Annotated in this window: 15 protein-coding genes; 6 read left to right on the top strand and 9 right to left on the bottom strand. The window is 72.1% G+C overall.

Translation table 11 applies throughout. From position 1 onward, the window contains the following. Positions 1 to 37: 37 nt before the first annotated feature. Together ACFXPL_RS02065 and ACFXPL_RS02070 are read right to left on the bottom strand one after the other, a co-directional pair. Positions 38 to 253 carry a DUF397 domain-containing protein gene (locus tag ACFXPL_RS02065; protein ID WP_384910944.1) on the bottom strand — a complete coding sequence of 72 codons (216 nt, stop codon included), beginning with the start codon at positions 251 to 253 and terminating at the stop codon, positions 38 to 40. Continuing rightward, positions 250 to 1,125 carry a helix-turn-helix domain-containing protein gene (locus tag ACFXPL_RS02070; protein WP_384910946.1) on the bottom strand — a complete coding sequence of 292 codons (876 nt, stop codon included), beginning with the start codon at positions 1,123 to 1,125 and terminating at the stop codon, positions 250 to 252. The genes ACFXPL_RS02065 and ACFXPL_RS02070 overlap by 4 nt, the downstream gene beginning before the upstream one ends. A gap of 260 nt (positions 1,126 to 1,385) precedes the next feature. Between ACFXPL_RS02070 and ACFXPL_RS02075 the strand changes: the two genes are divergently transcribed. Together ACFXPL_RS02075 and ACFXPL_RS02080 are read left to right on the top strand one after the other, a co-directional pair. After that, positions 1,386 to 1,829 (top strand): ATP-binding protein, encoded by a 444-nt coding sequence (locus tag ACFXPL_RS02075; protein ID WP_384910949.1) that lies wholly within the window; start codon positions 1,386 to 1,388, stop codon positions 1,827 to 1,829. Next, positions 1,826 to 2,299 (top strand): hypothetical protein, encoded by a 474-nt coding sequence (locus ACFXPL_RS02080; RefSeq protein ID WP_384910951.1) that lies wholly within the window; start codon positions 1,826 to 1,828, stop codon positions 2,297 to 2,299. Before ACFXPL_RS02075 ends, ACFXPL_RS02080 begins: the two co-directional genes overlap by 4 nt. A 331-nt stretch (positions 2,300 to 2,630) precedes the next feature. Here the strand turns inward: ACFXPL_RS02080 and ACFXPL_RS02085 are convergent, their stop codons facing one another. Continuing rightward, on the bottom strand, positions 2,631 to 3,659 hold the full coding sequence (locus tag ACFXPL_RS02085) for an NAD(P)-dependent alcohol dehydrogenase (RefSeq protein ID WP_384910954.1): 1,029 nt from the start codon (positions 3,657 to 3,659) through the stop codon (positions 2,631 to 2,633). A gap of 115 nt (positions 3,660 to 3,774) precedes the next feature. Between ACFXPL_RS02085 and ACFXPL_RS02090 the strand changes: the two genes are divergently transcribed. Continuing rightward, complete coding sequence (locus ACFXPL_RS02090) at positions 3,775 to 4,347, top strand: TetR family transcriptional regulator (protein ID WP_384910957.1); 573 nt, start codon at positions 3,775 to 3,777, stop codon at positions 4,345 to 4,347. A 32-nt stretch (positions 4,348 to 4,379) separates the two neighbouring features. Here the strand turns inward: ACFXPL_RS02090 and ACFXPL_RS02095 are convergent, their stop codons facing one another. Both ACFXPL_RS02095 and ACFXPL_RS02100 read right to left on the bottom strand, forming a co-directional pair. After that, entirely contained in the window at positions 4,380 to 5,426 is a 1,047-nt protein-coding gene (locus tag ACFXPL_RS02095; protein ID WP_384910960.1) for a zinc-dependent alcohol dehydrogenase family protein, read from the bottom strand. Positions 5,427 to 5,507: 81 nt separating this feature from the next. Further along, entirely contained in the window at positions 5,508 to 5,828 is a 321-nt protein-coding gene (locus ACFXPL_RS02100; RefSeq protein ID WP_384910963.1) for a hypothetical protein, read from the bottom strand. Between the two features lie 349 nt (positions 5,829 to 6,177). Here ACFXPL_RS02100 and ACFXPL_RS02105 point away from each other — a divergent pair, with 349 nt between their 5' ends. Next, positions 6,178 to 7,398 carry a Cmx/CmrA family chloramphenicol efflux MFS transporter gene (locus ACFXPL_RS02105; RefSeq protein WP_384910966.1) on the top strand — a complete coding sequence of 407 codons (1,221 nt, stop codon included), beginning with the start codon at positions 6,178 to 6,180 and terminating at the stop codon, positions 7,396 to 7,398. On the opposite strand, the gene ACFXPL_RS02110 is transcribed toward ACFXPL_RS02105, so the two are convergent. The 3 genes from ACFXPL_RS02110 to ACFXPL_RS02120 form a co-directional block, all read right to left on the bottom strand. Further along, positions 7,363 to 8,598: a protein-L-isoaspartate(D-aspartate) O-methyltransferase gene (locus ACFXPL_RS02110; protein ID WP_384910969.1), complete on the bottom strand. Its 1,236-nt coding sequence runs from the start codon at positions 8,596 to 8,598 to the stop codon at positions 7,363 to 7,365. The two genes, ACFXPL_RS02105 and ACFXPL_RS02110, sit on opposite strands and share 36 nt — an antisense overlap. 268 nt (positions 8,599 to 8,866) lie before the next feature. Further along, a complete protein-coding gene (locus ACFXPL_RS02115; RefSeq protein ID WP_384910971.1) occupies positions 8,867 to 9,523 on the bottom strand; it encodes an SAM-dependent methyltransferase in 657 nt (218 codons plus the stop codon). 71 nt (positions 9,524 to 9,594) lie between these two features. Continuing rightward, positions 9,595 to 10,635 carry an NAD(P)/FAD-dependent oxidoreductase gene (locus ACFXPL_RS02120; RefSeq protein WP_384911253.1) on the bottom strand — a complete coding sequence of 347 codons (1,041 nt, stop codon included), beginning with the start codon at positions 10,633 to 10,635 and terminating at the stop codon, positions 9,595 to 9,597. A gap of 237 nt (positions 10,636 to 10,872) precedes the next feature. Between ACFXPL_RS02120 and ACFXPL_RS02125 the strand changes: the two genes are divergently transcribed. Continuing rightward, a complete protein-coding gene (locus tag ACFXPL_RS02125) occupies positions 10,873 to 12,087 on the top strand; it encodes a cytochrome P450 (RefSeq protein ID WP_384910974.1) in 1,215 nt (404 codons plus the stop codon). A 65-nt stretch (positions 12,088 to 12,152) separates the two neighbouring features. On the opposite strand, the gene ACFXPL_RS02130 is transcribed toward ACFXPL_RS02125, so the two are convergent. Then, positions 12,153 to 12,797 (bottom strand): TetR/AcrR family transcriptional regulator C-terminal domain-containing protein, encoded by a 645-nt coding sequence (locus ACFXPL_RS02130; protein ID WP_384910977.1) that lies wholly within the window; start codon positions 12,795 to 12,797, stop codon positions 12,153 to 12,155. A 57-nt stretch (positions 12,798 to 12,854) separates the two neighbouring features. Here ACFXPL_RS02130 and ACFXPL_RS02135 point away from each other — a divergent pair, with 57 nt between their 5' ends. Further along, positions 12,855 to 14,402: an FAD-dependent monooxygenase gene (locus ACFXPL_RS02135; RefSeq protein ID WP_384910980.1), complete on the top strand. Its 1,548-nt coding sequence runs from the start codon at positions 12,855 to 12,857 to the stop codon at positions 14,400 to 14,402. Positions 14,403 to 14,410: the final 8 nt, after the last annotated feature.

The raw sequence follows: 14,410 nt of genomic DNA on the forward strand, positions 1-14,410 counted from the left end.
ACGAGACCTCGACACCCGGCCGAAGGGTGGACGGTGCCTACGGCCGGGCGCCCACGGCCCCGATGAAGGCGGCCCACGCGGGGCCGGTGAAGACGAAGGCGGGGCCGTGTGGGTTCTTGGAGTCCCGTACGGCTATGCGGCCACCGGGGAGGTGGGCGCCTTCGACGCACATGCCGTTGTCGTCGTTGCTGTAGCTCGCGGTGAACCACTGCGCGCCGATCAGCGCGTCTGAGGTGGTTGTCGTTGGTGTCAAAGCTCCTCCATGGCTTTCTCGATCAGGCTCAAGGACTCCTGTGGCCCCGGGGCCAAGGCTCGCAGTTCATTGAACGCCTCCTCATACGAATCCACATCAGCCTCACGTCGCAGAACCCAATTGCCGACCAGGTGCTCCAGGTACGTGATCGGCTTGAGAGCGAAGCTGTCCGGGAACCGCATGATCGTGAATGCTCCGTTCATCGCCCGGTAGACACCGGCCTTGAACGGAACGACCTGGACGTTCACATGGGGCGCGGAAGCAGCCTCCATGATGTGGGTGAGCTGCGCCCTCATGACCGATGGACCGCCCACCTGCCGGAGTAGTACCGCCTCATTGATGACGACGGCGTACCTCAGAGGTGGATCGCGGAGAAGCACCTCCTGCCTCTTCAGCCGCAGTTCGACCATGAGGTCGATGTCCTCGTCGGAGCAGCGGCCATGAGCATGTCGATGCAGCACGCGAATGTAATCCGCTGTCTGAAGCAGACCTGGAACGTACTCGGAGCCGTAGGTGTGCAGGGCGGAGGCTGAAGACTCCAAGCCGAGGAACGCCTTGGGACCGGGACCGATGACCGGGCGGTACTCAGGCGATTGCCACCAGTCCCGCTTCGTCTTGGTGACCGCCGCGTACTCCTTGAGCTGGTCGGCGGCCTCCTCTTCGACCTCGTAGATCTGACACAGCGCCATGACATCTGCGGGTTCGACGGTTACGTTCTCCCCCGTCTCCAGTCGAGTCAGCTTGGACGGGCTCCAAATAAGCTTCTTGACCACCTGAGTCGACGTCAGCCCCCTCTTGAGCCGGATTTGCCGCAGCTCACTGCCCAGTTGCAGTCGACACAGAGTGGGCGTTGCCGCCTGCGTGTCCGTCATTGCCTGCCGTCCTCTCCACACACTGCCTGGTGGAACGTTCTGCGTGACAGCGGGAGTCGCCGACACCGGGTGAACGACTCGCACGCAGGGGGAAATTCACGACACAACTTGCTCGCGCACTTTCGCCAGAACACTTCCGGGGCTACCGCCACGATGCGAGGCTATACCCGCCACTCACGCAGCGCAGCCGTTTCACTCCATAACGTGAGCACGCCCGGCCCTGCGACGGCACCCCGAAGGTTCGACCGTAAGGACTCTCGATGCCTCCCTCCACCCAGAGCGCAACTACCCCTCCCGTCACCTCCGTCGAGATACGGGACGCTCTGCGGCTGAGCCTCACCTTCCGCGCCCACCCCCACCGCGTCGCACACATGCGGCGCATCGCCGGCACGGTGCTCCGCCAGGACGACATCGGCGACGAGGCGATCGCCACCGTGCAGCTCCTGGTCAGCGAGATCGTCACCAACGCCGTGGTGCACGGGACGGCCGAGCGGGTGCGGTTCTCGCTGTCGTACGACCGGGCCGGCATCGTGTTGATCGAGGTGGACGACCACTCCCCCTCCCCCGTCACCGTGCGGCTGTCCGGCCCCGACGAGGAGAGCGGGCGGGGGATGTTCCTGGTGTCCGAGCTGGCGCGGGCGTGGGGCAGGAGCGGTTCCTGTACGTGGTGCACCGTTGCCACGCGGGAGGTGGCGGCCGGATGACGCTCACACCCCGTACCCCCGGAGCCCATTGGCGCGACCGGGTCGATCCGCGCTTCGCGTCCGACGCGGACACACTGCGACGGCTGCGCGCCGCGCTGAGCCGGTGGCGTCTCCGGGAACGGCCGGCCACCGTCGCCCCGGGGGCGCCCCTGATCGACGTGGTGACCATCTCCCGCACCGTGAACGAGGCCCTTGACCAGCGGCTCGTACTCCCCGAGCGGGAATGGGTCGACGCCACCGTGTTTCTTCTGCGCGGCCACCTCGAATTACTCGTCCGCGAGTACCGGGGCACGACCCACACGCATGCGGTACGACAACTACACCGCGACGCCTACAAGTTGCTCGAACTCGGCAGAAGGTTCGATGCCGACACACCGCCCCTCCACCTCTACGAGCTGATGCTCGCCCTGGCCACCACCGCCCACGCGTTTCTCGCGCTGCACCGGAAAGCGCTGGCCTTGGGTGATTAGCCTTGTCCGGTGGCGCGTTGGGCATCCTGGGGCCCGACCGCTCCCTGGAAATCACCGTTGCCACTGGGGTCGGTTCCAGACTGGCGGGTGGGTCGGCCCTGCGGGGCGCGCGACAGTGGAGTGGGGCGGTGACGGCTCTCGTCAAGCGTCCGCCCACCGGTTGTTGGCTGGGATTCATGCCCCGCTGGTCACTGTTTGTTTCGAGTACGGGTTCGGGCGGGGCTGTTCGGGGTGGGCCGGTGGTTCGTTGTGGCGGGCGGGGCCGCCCAGACAGGCCACCGCCCGAACCCGCACCCGCCCGAACCCCTACCCTGGCCGACCCCGAGGGGCGTCAGAGTTCCAGCACGGCGCGGTAGCGCGCGTGCCCGTGTCGGACGTGGTCGAGTGCTTCGTCCATGCGCGCGACCGGGAAGGACTCGACCTCCGGCCGGATGCCGTGGCGTGCCGCGAAGTCGAGCATCTGCCGGATCTCCGTGGGCGAGCCGGGGATGCCGCCGACGAGCTTCTTCTCGCCCGGCAGGAGGCTCAGCGGGTGGGCGCTGATGGCCCCGGGCGGGAGGCCGACGACGCTCAGTGTCCCGTGCGGGCGCAGCGTCGCGAGGTAGGCGTCCCACGGCAGGTCGGCCGTGGCGGTCGAGAGGATGAAGTCGAACGCGTCCGTGATCCGGTCGAGTCCTTCGCTTGCCGCGACGAACGCGTGTGCGCCGAAGCGGTGGGCGTCCGCCGCCTTCTCCGGGGTCGAGGAGATGGCCGTGACGTGGCAGCCCCACTTCGCGAGGAACTGGATCGCGAGGTGGCCGAGGCCGCCCACTCCGACCACGGCGACGCGGTCGGTCGGGCGCACACCGTGCCGTAGCAGGGGTGCGAACACCGTCGCGCCGGCGCACAGCAGGGGCGCGGCCTGGGCGGAGCCGATGGCGTCGGGGAGGGGGTGGACGTGGCGCCAGTCGCTCGCGCGTACCTGGGTCGCGAACCCGCCCCGCTCGCCCCGGGTCACCGTCCGGTCCTTGTCGGGGCAGAGGTACTGCCGCCCACTGAGGCACCATTCGCAGGCGAAGCACGACCCCGCGACCGCGCCGACGCCCACGCGCTGCCCGACCTCCAGCCGCGTGCCGTCGACCGCGCTGCCCAGGGCCTGGACGACGCCGACCGCCTCGTGCCCGGCGACGAGCGGGTCTCCGGTGATGCCGTGTGCGTCGTCGATCATGTCCACGTCCGTGCGGCAGACGCCGCAGTGGGTCACGGCGACCGCCACCTCCAGGGGACCGAGGGGCGTCGGCTCGTACTCCCGTATCCGTACCGGACCGCCGGGCCGTTCCACCGCGTAACCGCGCACCGTCGTGACCGCCGGAACCGTCATCGGTCGCCACCTCCATCGGAATCAGAAACCAACTAGTTGGTTTTCAGTGGACAGCAGTGGACAGTAGACGCGGACCGCCCCAGGAAGCAACTAACCGGTTGGTAAACTACCCCGCATGTCCCCTGCCAAAGCTGACGCGACGCGTCGTCGTCTCCTCGACGCGGCCACCGCCGACTTCGCCGCCCACGGCGTCGCGGGCGCCCGTGTCGACCGCATCTCGGCAGCCGCAGGGGTCAACAAGGCCCAGCTCTACGCCTACTTCGGCGACAAGCTCGCCCTCTTCGACGCCGTTTTCCGCGCGCACGCCGACGCCGTCGTCGACGCCGTGCCGTTCACGGCCGACGATCTCCCCGGCTATGCCGTGGGACTGTACGACGCTTCCGTCCGGAGGCCCGAGCTGGTCAGGCTGGTCACGTGGGCGAGGCTCGAAGGCGTGACCACCGAGAACCGGGGGATCCACACGCCGGCGGGCGCCGCCAAGCTGCGGGCGATCGGCGAGGCGCAGCGCGACGGCCTCGTCGTCGCCTCGGTCGACCCGCAGGACGCACTCGCGCTGGTGATCTCCATGGCGCTGACCTGGTCGTCCGCCGGCCTGTCCGGCGCCACCGCGGAGGACGCGCCGCCCGCCGAGCACGAGCGGCGCAGGCGGGCGCTGGCCGAGGTGGTGTCCAGGGCCTTCGCGGTGTGAGGTGACACCGGGCGGGACGGTACGGAACGGGGTCAGCGCGCGGGGCTGTGCGGGGTGATGACCGTGATGCCCGCGGCCGAGCCGTCGCTCAGCGCCGCCAGGGCGGCCGGGGCGGCGTCCAGGGGGATGGACGTGGACACGAGCAGGTCGGGGCGGAGCGTGCCCGCGTCGATCTGGCGCATCATCTCCGGGTAGGCGCGGGCGGCCATGCCGTGGCTGCCGAGGATTTCGAGTTCGCGGGCGACGACGTCGGCCATCGGTACGGGCGTACGGTCCGCGGGGAGCAGGCCGACCTGTACGTGCCGGCCCCGGGTCCGCAGGCCCTTCACGGACGCCGCGCAGGTCGCCGCCGAACCGAGTGTGTCGAGGGAGACGTGCGCGCCGCCGCCGGTCGCCGTCCGCACGGCGGCGGCCGTATCGGGGACCGCGCCGGCGTTCACGCACACCGACGCGCCGAACTTCCTCGCCAGCTCCAGTGCTTCCGGGGCGAGATCGACGGCGACCACGCGCGCGCCCGCCGCCACGGCGATCATCACGGCGGAGAGGCCGACCCCGCCGCAGCCGTGGACGGCGACCCACTCACCGGGGCGGGTGCGGCCCTGGGCGACGACTGCGCGGTAGGCGGTGGCGAAGCGGCAGCCGAGGGCGGCTGCCGTGATGAACGCCAGGGTGTCGGGAACGGCGACGAGGTTGGTGTCCGCGCGGGGCACGGCGACGTACTCGGCGAAGGATCCCCAGTAGGTGAACCCGGGCTGCTCCTGGCGCTCGCAGACCTGCTGGTCACCGGCGGCGCAGGCCGCGCACGTACCGCAGGCGCAGACGAAGGGGACCGTGACCCGGTCCCCCACACGCCAGTTCGTGACGGACGGCCCCACCGCCACCACCCGCCCGGCGAGTTCGTGGCCGGGTACGTGGGGCAGGGCGATCCCTTCGTCGTGGCCCATCCAGCCGTGCCAGTCGCTGCGGCACAGGCCGGTCGCCTCGACCCGTACCACCACTCCGGCCGGGGCGGGCTCCGGGTCGGGTACGTCCCGTACCTCGGGCAGCCGCCCGAACTCCTCGAACACCACGGCCCGCACGCGCACCACTCACCTTTCCCGATGGTCCCGGACGTCCATTGGACCACCCGGCGGTGCCCCCGTGCCGTACCGCCGCCCGTCTCAGAGCACACCCATGAGGACGAAGGCCGGCGCCAGGGTCAGCAGCACACTGGCCGGCCAGTACAGCCGGGAGTCCAGCGGAATCCTGCGCCACACCGGGTAGTTGGCGAGCCACCAGAGCAGGCCGAACCCGGCCACCACGGGCACGATGATCACCAGCCACAGCAGCATGCCGTCGTTCTCCGTCGGCTCCCGCCGGGTCCATCCGAGGTCGGCAAGTGGCCCGTTCACGGCGAAGTACCACATCAGCCACACCGGAACGACGCCGGGAATGCCCAGCAGCAGGTTCAGCGCCACGGACGTCAACGACCACTTCCACATGGGGCTCAGTATGGCCAGCCGGCCGGTCCGCCGGAAATGAGGTGGACGCCGCGCACGCGTGCTGGTTACGGTGCGATCATGTCCAGCCCCGAGGCGTCAAGACTCTAGCCACCGGCCGTCCGGTGGCGAGTTCGCGTGTTGCCCGGCCGTAGCGCCGGCGCGCCTCCATGCGCCCCTGTACCTGTGCGTACGGATGCTGTTGCGACTCCCGCAGCTCCACACCTCACCGGATCCGCCGGGCCACCCGCGCATCCGCCGTTCTCCGTTCCCTGTTCTCCGTTCGGACGTCGGTGCGCGACGTTGTGCGGTCAATTCCACGCTTTCCACGAAGTGGTGACGGAGTCTCGCTGTGCCTTTTGCTCTCCACCTGCTCGGACTGGCGGTTTTCGCCCAGGGGACGTCCGAGTTCATGCTCTCCGGCCTCGGGCCGGACATCGCGCGCGATCTACAGGTGTCCATCCCGGCCGCCGGCTCACTGACCTCGGCGTTCGCCGTGGGCATGGTGGTCGGCGCGCCGCTGATGGCGGTGGTGAGCCGGCGCTGGTCCCCCCGCCGCGCGCTGCTTCTCTTTCTGGTGACCTTCCTGGTCGTCCATGTCGTCGGGGCGCTCACCGCGAGCTATGCGGTGCTGCTCGTCACGCGGGTCGTCGGGGCGCTGGCCAATGCCGGGTTTCTGGCGGTGGCGCTGGTGACGGCGGTCGGGATGGTCGACCGCACGAAGACGGGGCGGGCCACCTCGGCGCTGCTCGGCGGTGTGACCATGGCGTGTGTCGTGGGCGTGCCCGCGGGTGCGGTGCTGGGGCAGATGTGGGGGTGGCGCTCGGCGTTCTGGGCGGTGGCTCTGGTGTCGGTGCCGGCCGTCTTCGCAATCCTGCGGGCCGTGCCGGCGTCCGGTGCCGCTCCTGGCACCGATGCCGGGGATGTCGGCGCGTGGGCGGAGTTGCGGTCGCTGCGCGAGCCGCGGCTGCTGGTCACGCTGGTGCTGGGCGCTCTGGTGAACGGCGCGACGTTCTGCACGTTCACCTATCTGTCCCCTCTGGTCACTTCTGTCACCGGGCTCGGCGCGGTGTGGGTGCCCGTGATGCTGGCGCTGTTCGGGGTGGGCTCGTTCGTCGGTGTCACCGTCGGGGGCCGGATCGCCGATGCCCGGCCGGTGCCGCTCCTGGTGGCGGGCGGGCTCGCGCTGGTGGTCGGCTGGGTCGTGCTCGCGGTGACGGCGGGGAGCCCGGCGGCGGTGACGGTGCTCGTCCTCGTCCAGGGGGCGCTGTCGTTCGCGGTCGGCTCCACCCTGGTCTCGCAGGTGCTGTACGCGGCGACGGGTGCGCCGACCCTGGCGGGCGGGTTCGCTACGGCGGCCCTGAACGTGGGTGCGGCCGCCGGGCCGTGGTGCGGTGGGCTGGTCATCGCGGCGGGGCACGGTTTCCGCGCGCCGGTGTGGGTGAGCGCGGCGCTGGTGGCTCTGGCGCTCGCCGTGGCGGGTGTGGTCGCGGCCGTGGCGAGGGTGCCGGCCCGTCGCCGTACCGCCGCCGGGTCGTCAGCGGCGCGGGACGGCGGACGGGAGTACGTCTGACGGGTCGTCCAGCCAGGGGCGGGTCCTGCCGTCGCGTTCGACGGTCAGCCCGAACCGGCTGAGCGCGGGCCTTCCCCGGTCGTTCCACCAGGTCAGGGCCGCTGCCACCTCGTCCCAGAGGCGGCGCGGCCCTGACTGGTGGACGGCACCGAAGGGGGTTTCGGTGCCGAGGCCGGTGTCGCCGCCGAAGACGACGGCCGCCCAGGACCGGCTGCGGAGGTCGAGGAACCATGCCTTCGCGGTGCCGTCGGGCGAACGGTTGACGACATGGGCGCAGTCCGGCACGCAGAGTCCCACGGCAAAGGAGGAGGTCGCGTACCGGCCCCCCAGATCGGCGAGCGTGACGGACGTCCGGGAGACCTCCGCGTCGCCGGGGAACTCCTCGACGTGGTCCCGGAACCGGCTCCAGTCGAGGCGCTGGTCGCGGAGTTTCATGAACTCGACCATGCGCAGGAACGGGCCGCTCGCGCGCCCGTCCGGACCGACGGTGAGCCGGACGAGGGCGTCCTGGTTGCTGTAGTGGGTGCCCCAGGGGGCGAGGATGATCCCGCCGGGCCGCGTCTGCTCCAGCCAGTGAGGGGAGATGGCCCGTGCGCCCGCCGTGACGATCACGCGGTCGTACGGCGCCCGGCCGGGGCGTCCGGCCCCGCCGTCCCCCTCGGCCACCTCGACCGCCCCGGGGCCGAGCCCGGCCCGCCGCAGGGCGCCGGTCGCGCGGACGGCGACGGCCGGGTCGATCTCGACGCTGACGACGTTGCCCGCGCCGAGGCGGTGGGCGAGGAGGCCGGCGTTCCAGCCGGTGCCGGTGCCGATCTCCAGCGCCCGCATGCCGTCGGCCACGTCCAGGTCACCGAGCATGGCGGCCATGACGGACGGCATGGTCGCCGAACTGGTCCCCATGCGGCCCGGTTCGTCGCCCGTGTGCCGCCCGTCGTCCCATTGGACGACCAGCGGCACATCGTCGTACGCGGCCCGCTCCCAGCCACCGGGATCCGCACTCCGGGAGTGGAAGCGGCTGTGGCCGGTCTCCATGTCGTACGCCCAGAAGAGATCCGGCAGGAACCACGCCCGGGGAACCGCCCGGAACGCCCCGGCCCAGTCGGACGTCAGGACTCCCGCCTCGCGGAGGTACCGCACCAGTCCGTCGTGGGCGCGGCTCTGCCGGCCGGGGCGGCTCGCCCGGCCGGTGCCGAGGGTCACTTGCGGTGCTTTCCGTCGCCCGGTGGTGGTCCGCCGTCCGGGGAGGGCGGCGGAAGCGGCTCGTACGGCTGCCCGGGGAGACGGTCCTCGTTCGTATCGTCCCCGTCGTCGCCGTCCCGGTGCCTGCCCCTGCGCCTGTGCTGCGGTCCCGGCATCCCCCGCCACTCCCCTCACACACCATCGGAAGAGACATTCAGAAGAGACATGTCGCTGCCACGTCGCTCCTGAATTGAAGCAGGACCCGGCCCCTCGGAGGGGGAGTTGGCGACTACTCGCCAAGCACCCGCCGGTGGAGCCTGAGGACGTTGTCCGTACGGGTGCCCGGCTCGCCGTCCGGGCCGGCCTGGACGCGTTCGTACTCCTCGCCGAGCACCACCTCCCACTGGCCTTCGGGGAGTTCGAGGGAGGCCAGGACCTCGTCGGGGGTGGGGAGGTGGACGTGCGTCGGCGGGTTCTGCTCCCAGGACGGGAAGCCCGCGTGGCCGACGATCAGGAGCGTGCCGCCCGGGGCCACGGACGCCACGGCGGAGCGCAGGATCCGTGCGCGGGGGAAGTCGTCGGTGGGCGCGTGCAGGAACTGGGCCGAGACGAGGCCGAAGCCGCCCTCGGGGAAGGTCGCCGTGAGGTCGTGCCACTGCCAGTCGATACGGTCGGCCACCCCCGCGTCCGCCGCGTGCCGGGCGGCGCGGCCCAGGGCGACGCGCGAGATGTCGGTGGCCGTGACGTGCCAGCCGCGCTCCGCGAGCCAGACCGCGTCGGCCCCTTCGCCGCAGCCCAGCTCCAGGGCGCGGCCGGGTGTCAGACCGGTTGTCTCACGGACCAGGACGGTGTTGGGGTTGCCGCTCCAGATCCGCTCACTGACCTCGTAACGGCTGTCCCAGAACTCCTCGTGGGACCGGCCCGGGGCGATGGTGTGGTCCTGCATGCGTGTGGCTCCTCTTGATCGTCACCGCTGGAAAGGGCAGGAAGAAGGGACGGGAAAGGCGGGACGGGCCGTCACGCGCTGGGGGCCAGGGCCCTGCGCTCCGCGACCGCGCGGTCCGTCTCCTCGGCGATCAGGTCGGCGTTGAGCGCCGACGCCGCGCGTACGGCCGCCGCGGCGGCCCCGATGACGGTCTCCGCCATCTGGGTGACGTTGCCGGCCACCCACACCCCGGGGACCGAGGTCGCGCCGGACGGGTCGGACGGCACGGTGGCGCCGATGACCTCTCCGGCCATCTCCTGGTCGGTCACCTCCAGGCCGAGCCCCTTGAGGAAGCCCGCGCGTGCGGTGAAGCGCGGCCCGGTCACCAGGGCGGTGCGGGGGATCACCCGGCCGCCGGCCAGGGTCACGCCGGTGAGCTGGTCGTCGGTCACCACCAGGCCGGTCACCTCACCCTCGACCACGGCGACGCCCCGGGCCGCGAGGCGCTCGTACTCCTCGTCGGCGAGCTGGGGCCTGGTGTGCTGGAAGAGGGTCACGTCGTCGCTCCACTGCCGCCACATCAGCGCCTGGTGGACGGCGAGCGGGCCGGTGGCCAGGATGCCGACCGGCTGGTCGCGGACCTCCCAGCCGTGGCAGTACGGGCAGTGCAGGACGTCGCGCCCCCAGCGCTCGGCCAGCCCGGGGACCGGGGGCAGCTCGTCCACCAGGCCGGTGGTCACCAGCAGCCGGTCGGCCTCGACCTCGGTGCCGTCGGTGAGGACGACACGGAAGCCTCCCGTGGGGGACAGCGTGGCCGGGGACTCCGGGTCCGGGGCCGGGAGGCGTTCCGCCGTGGCCACCTCGCCGTCCAGGATCCCGGCCCCGTACGCCGTGGCCTCCTCCCGGCCCAGGGCCAGCAGCCGCGCCGGGTCCGTTCCCTCCCGCCCCAGGTAGTTGTGGATGTGGGACGCGGGCGCGTTGCGCGGGCGCCCCGAGTCGATCACCAGCACCGAGCGGCGCGCCCTTGCCAGGGTCAGGGCGCCGCTCAGTCCCGCGGCTCCTCCCCCGATGACCACGACCTCGTACCGTCGTGCCCGCCCGGTCCGTTCCGTCTGTCCTTGTGGCTCGGTCATGTTCTGCGCCTCGTCCCTGTTCTGCGCCTCAGTCATGTGCACTACCCCCGTTCACCGGAGATGCTCCACCCACACCCGACAATCCGGCAAACATACTTGCCGATAGCGCAAAAATACGAGAACGGCAGATCCTCGTCATTTACCTCATAGCAGGCATATCCCCGGCAGGGCGGAGGTACGTATCCCCCGTTCCGCGAACCCGCCCGGAACACCGACACGCCCGTGCTGGAGTACGTGATGACCGAGACCGGTACGACCGGTACGACCCCGACCTGCCCGTTCGACTTCAGCGAGGGCCTGGAGTTCGATCCCTCGCTCGCGGAGCTGATGAGCCGGGGGCCCGTCACCCGGATCCGGCTGCCGTACGGCGACGACGAGGCCTGGCTCGTCACCGACTTCGACGAGGTACGGCAGGTGACGATGGATCAGCGGCTCAGCCGGGCCGGTGTGGTGGGGCGCGACTATCCCCGGATGACCCCGGAGCCGATGGTCTTCGCCGAATCGCTCAACGTGCTGGACCCGCCCCGCTCCACCCGGCTGCGCCGGCTGGCCTCCCAGGCGTTCACGAAGAGCCACGTGGACCGGATGCGGCCCGCGGTCGAGGGCGTCGTGGACCGGTTGCTCGACACCATGGCCGCGCAGGGGTCGCCCGCCGATCTGGTGCGCCACCTGTCGGACGAGCTTCCGCAGCAGACCATCTGCTCGCTGCTCGGGATCGCGCCCGCCGACCGGCCGGCCATGCAGCGTCACGCCCACAGCCTGCTGTCGACGGCTCCGGAGAAGGGGCAGGACGCCGCCACCGCCAAGCGGGAGCTGCGCGCGTACTTCAGCGATCTGGTCAGGGAGCGGCGGCGCGTCCCGGGGGACGATCTGATCAGCGCCCTGGCCGCCGCGAAGGACGGGGAGGACGTCCTCGACGACCAGGATCTGGCGGTCATGTCGGTGACCCTGATGCTGAGCGGCCACGACACGGCGACGTGCGAGATCAGCAACATCGCTTTCCTGCTGCTCACCCGCCCCGAGCTGATGGAGCGGGCGCGCGGCGGCGCGGAGAGTCTGTCCCGGCTGCTGGACGAACTGCTCCGCTACATCCCGTTCCGCAAGGGCGTCGGCCTGCCGCGCATCGCGCTGGAGGACGTGGAGCTGGGCGGGGTGACGATCAAGGCGGGCGACTACGTCCAGGTCGCGTATCTGACGGCCAACCGCGACCCGAAGCGGTTCGCGGAGCCGGACGTGATCGATCCGGACCGCCCGGCGACCCCGCACATGACGTTCGGCTGGGGCGGCCACCGCTGTATCGCGGCCCCGCTGGCGATGGTGGAGCTGGAGGCGACGTTCACGGGGCTGCTGGCGCGCTTCCCCGAGCTGCGGCTGGCGGCGCGGGCCGAGGACCTGACGTGGGACACGGAGACCATCCGGCGCTTCCCGCACACGCTGCCGGTGGCCTGGTAGCCGACCGGCCGGCGGGCGTGGGGCATGGGCCGGCGGGCGCGGGCCGGCGGGCGCGGGGCGCGGGGCTATCCCCCGTCCCGCCGCCCGGCCATCAGTGAGCGCAGGATCAGCTCCAGCCCGTAGGCGAAGCGCTCGTCGAAGGTCGTCTCCGTCAGGTGCGGCGCGCTCCGGCTCAGCTCGGGGTACTCCCCGCTCGCCAGCGACCGGGCGAGGCGGGCGGGGATCCCGTCCGGGGCCGCCTGCTCCTCCTGCGTCAGCCCGAGCACGTAGTAGACGAGGGTGAAGCAGGCCCAGACCGCCTCGCGCTCCGGGAGCCCGCTCGCGCGCAGCGCCGCGACCATCGCCTCGGCGCTGCGCAGCGTCGCGGGCTCCGCCGCGTACGTGCCCGCCACGACGGCGGCTCCGTCGCGGTGCGCGAGCAGCGCGCGGCGGTAGCGGACGGTCAGCTCGCGCACCCGGTCCTCACCGGCCTCCGGCAGCCCCTCCAGGGACATTCCCGCGACGATCGCGTCCGCCATCAGCTCCAGCAGTCCGGCCTTGGTCTTCACATGCCAGAGCACGGTGTTCATGCGGACGCCCAGCCGGTCGGCGACCGCGCGCACCGAGACCGCGTCGGCGCCCTTCTCCGCGAGCAGTTCCAGTGCGGCGTCCGCCACGGCGGCGGGGTCGAGCCGGGTCCGGTGGGGATCGCCCGGTTGCTTTTTGGTCACTGACCTAGTCTACTCGTCATGAGGCTATTGGTCAGTGACCAGGAAGCGAGGGGAACCATGGGGAACCGTGCAGGGACCGAGGAAGAGGTGATCGTCGTCGGTGGCGGCCCGGTCGGGCTGTGGCTGGCGGCGGAGCTGCGGCTCGGCGGCGTGTCCGTCACCGTGCTGGAGGCGCGGGAGGTCAGGGGCCCGCACTCCAGGGCGCTCACCGTCCATCCGCGCACCATCGAGAACCTGGCCTTCCGCGGGGCCGCGGAGCCCTTCCTCTCGGAAGGGGTACGGATCCCGCGCGGGCACTTCGGCGGGCTGCCGGAGCTGATGGACTTCTCGGCGCTGGAGACACCGTTCCCGTTCACCCTGGCCATCCCCCAGGCCCGTACGGAGGAGCTGCTGGAGGCGCACGCACGCGCCGCCGGGGCGCGGATCCTGCGCGGCCACCAGGTGACGGGGCTCGCCCAGGAGGCGGACGCGGACCGGGTGACCGTGCGGGTGACGGGGCCCGACGGTCCCTACGCGCTGGAGGCGTCGTACGTCGTCGGCTGCGACGGCACCCGCAGTGCGGTGCGCGGCGCCGCGGGCATCGACTTCCCCGGCAGCGACGCCAACGTCTGGGGCTGGCTCGGCGACGTGGTGCTGGACGACCCGCCCGCGGACGTGGGCCTCAGCGTGTCGGGGCCCCGGGGCGGGCTGCTCGCCGTGCGGCTCCCCGGCGGGGTGCACCGCTTCGTCGGGGTCGCCCCGGAGGGCATCGGGACCGCGCCGGCCGGTGATCCCACGCTGGAGGAGCTGCGCGCCACGGTCACGGGGATCATCGGGCGGGACTTCGGTATGCGCGACCCGGTCTGGCTCTCCCGGTTCGGCAACGCGACCCGGCAGGCCGCGCGCTACCGGGCGGGGCGGGTGCTGCTCGCGGGCGACGCAGCGCACATGCACTTCCCGGCCGGCGGGGTGGGGCTCAACGTGGGCCTTCAGGACGCCACCAACCTGGGGTGGAAGCTGGCCGCGACCGTGCGGGGCACGGCGTCCGCGGGCCTGCTGGACAGCTACCACGACGAGCGGCACCCGGTCGGGGCCGAGCTGCTGGAGAGCACACGGGCGCAGACCGCGCTGATGACGGCGTTCTCGGCCGAGGGGCAGGCGCTGCGCGCGTTCATCGGGGGGCGGATCGCGTCCGTACCGGCCTTCTCGAAGGATCTCGCCGAGCGGCTGTCCGGGCTGGCCGTGGCCTATCCGCCCGCGCCGGGCGGAGCCGCACACCCGCTGGCCGGGCGCCGCGCCCCCGATCTGGCACTCGACCTGGACCGTACGGGCGCCGACGGGGCGGCCGGCCTCTTCACGCTGCTGCGCGAGGGGCGGCACGTCCTGCTCGACCTCACCGGAGCAGGACCGGGGGCCGAACCCGAATCGGGCGCCGGAGCAGGACCGGGGGCCGGAGCAGGACCCGCCGATGGTGAGGGCGCGCCCGCCCTGCCGTCCGGCACCATCCCGTACCGCGCCCGCCTCGTCTCCGCCCACCCCGGCTGGTCCGGCGTCCGCACGGCGCTCGTACGCCCCGACGGCCATGTGGCCTGGGCGCTCGGCGCCGCCCTGCCCGCACCCCGCTGAGCGCCGGA

The sequence above is a fragment of the Streptomyces sp. NPDC059092 genome, assembly GCF_042756365.1.
In the GTDB taxonomy this organism is placed as follows: Bacteria; Actinomycetota; Actinomycetes; order Streptomycetales; family Streptomycetaceae; genus Streptomyces.

What these genes read in the sequence shown, in the direction of transcription:
- ACFXPL_RS02080 (WP_384910951.1), top strand. Translation starts at nt 1,826, where the DNA reads ATGACGCTCACACCCCGTACCCCCGGAGCCCATTGGCGCGACCGGGTC.
- ACFXPL_RS02100 (WP_384910963.1), bottom strand. Translation starts at nt 5,828, where the DNA reads ATGTGGAAGTGGTCGTTGACGTCCGTGGCGCTGAACCTGCTGCTGGGC.
- ACFXPL_RS02085 (WP_384910954.1), bottom strand. Translation starts at nt 3,659, where the DNA reads ATGACGGTTCCGGCGGTCACGACGGTGCGCGGTTACGCGGTGGAACGG.
- ACFXPL_RS02070 (WP_384910946.1), bottom strand. Translation starts at nt 1,125, where the DNA reads ATGACGGACACGCAGGCGGCAACGCCCACTCTGTGTCGACTGCAACTG.
- ACFXPL_RS02090 (WP_384910957.1), top strand. Translation starts at nt 3,775, where the DNA reads ATGTCCCCTGCCAAAGCTGACGCGACGCGTCGTCGTCTCCTCGACGCG.
- ACFXPL_RS02075 (WP_384910949.1), top strand. Translation starts at nt 1,386, where the DNA reads ATGCCTCCCTCCACCCAGAGCGCAACTACCCCTCCCGTCACCTCCGTC.
- ACFXPL_RS02125 (WP_384910974.1), top strand. Translation starts at nt 10,873, where the DNA reads ATGACCGAGACCGGTACGACCGGTACGACCCCGACCTGCCCGTTCGAC.
- ACFXPL_RS02115 (WP_384910971.1), bottom strand. Translation starts at nt 9,523, where the DNA reads ATGCAGGACCACACCATCGCCCCGGGCCGGTCCCACGAGGAGTTCTGG.
- ACFXPL_RS02135 (WP_384910980.1), top strand. Translation starts at nt 12,855, where the DNA reads ATGGGGAACCGTGCAGGGACCGAGGAAGAGGTGATCGTCGTCGGTGGC.
- ACFXPL_RS02120 (WP_384911253.1), bottom strand. Translation starts at nt 10,635, where the DNA reads ATGACCGAGCCACAAGGACAGACGGAACGGACCGGGCGGGCACGACGG.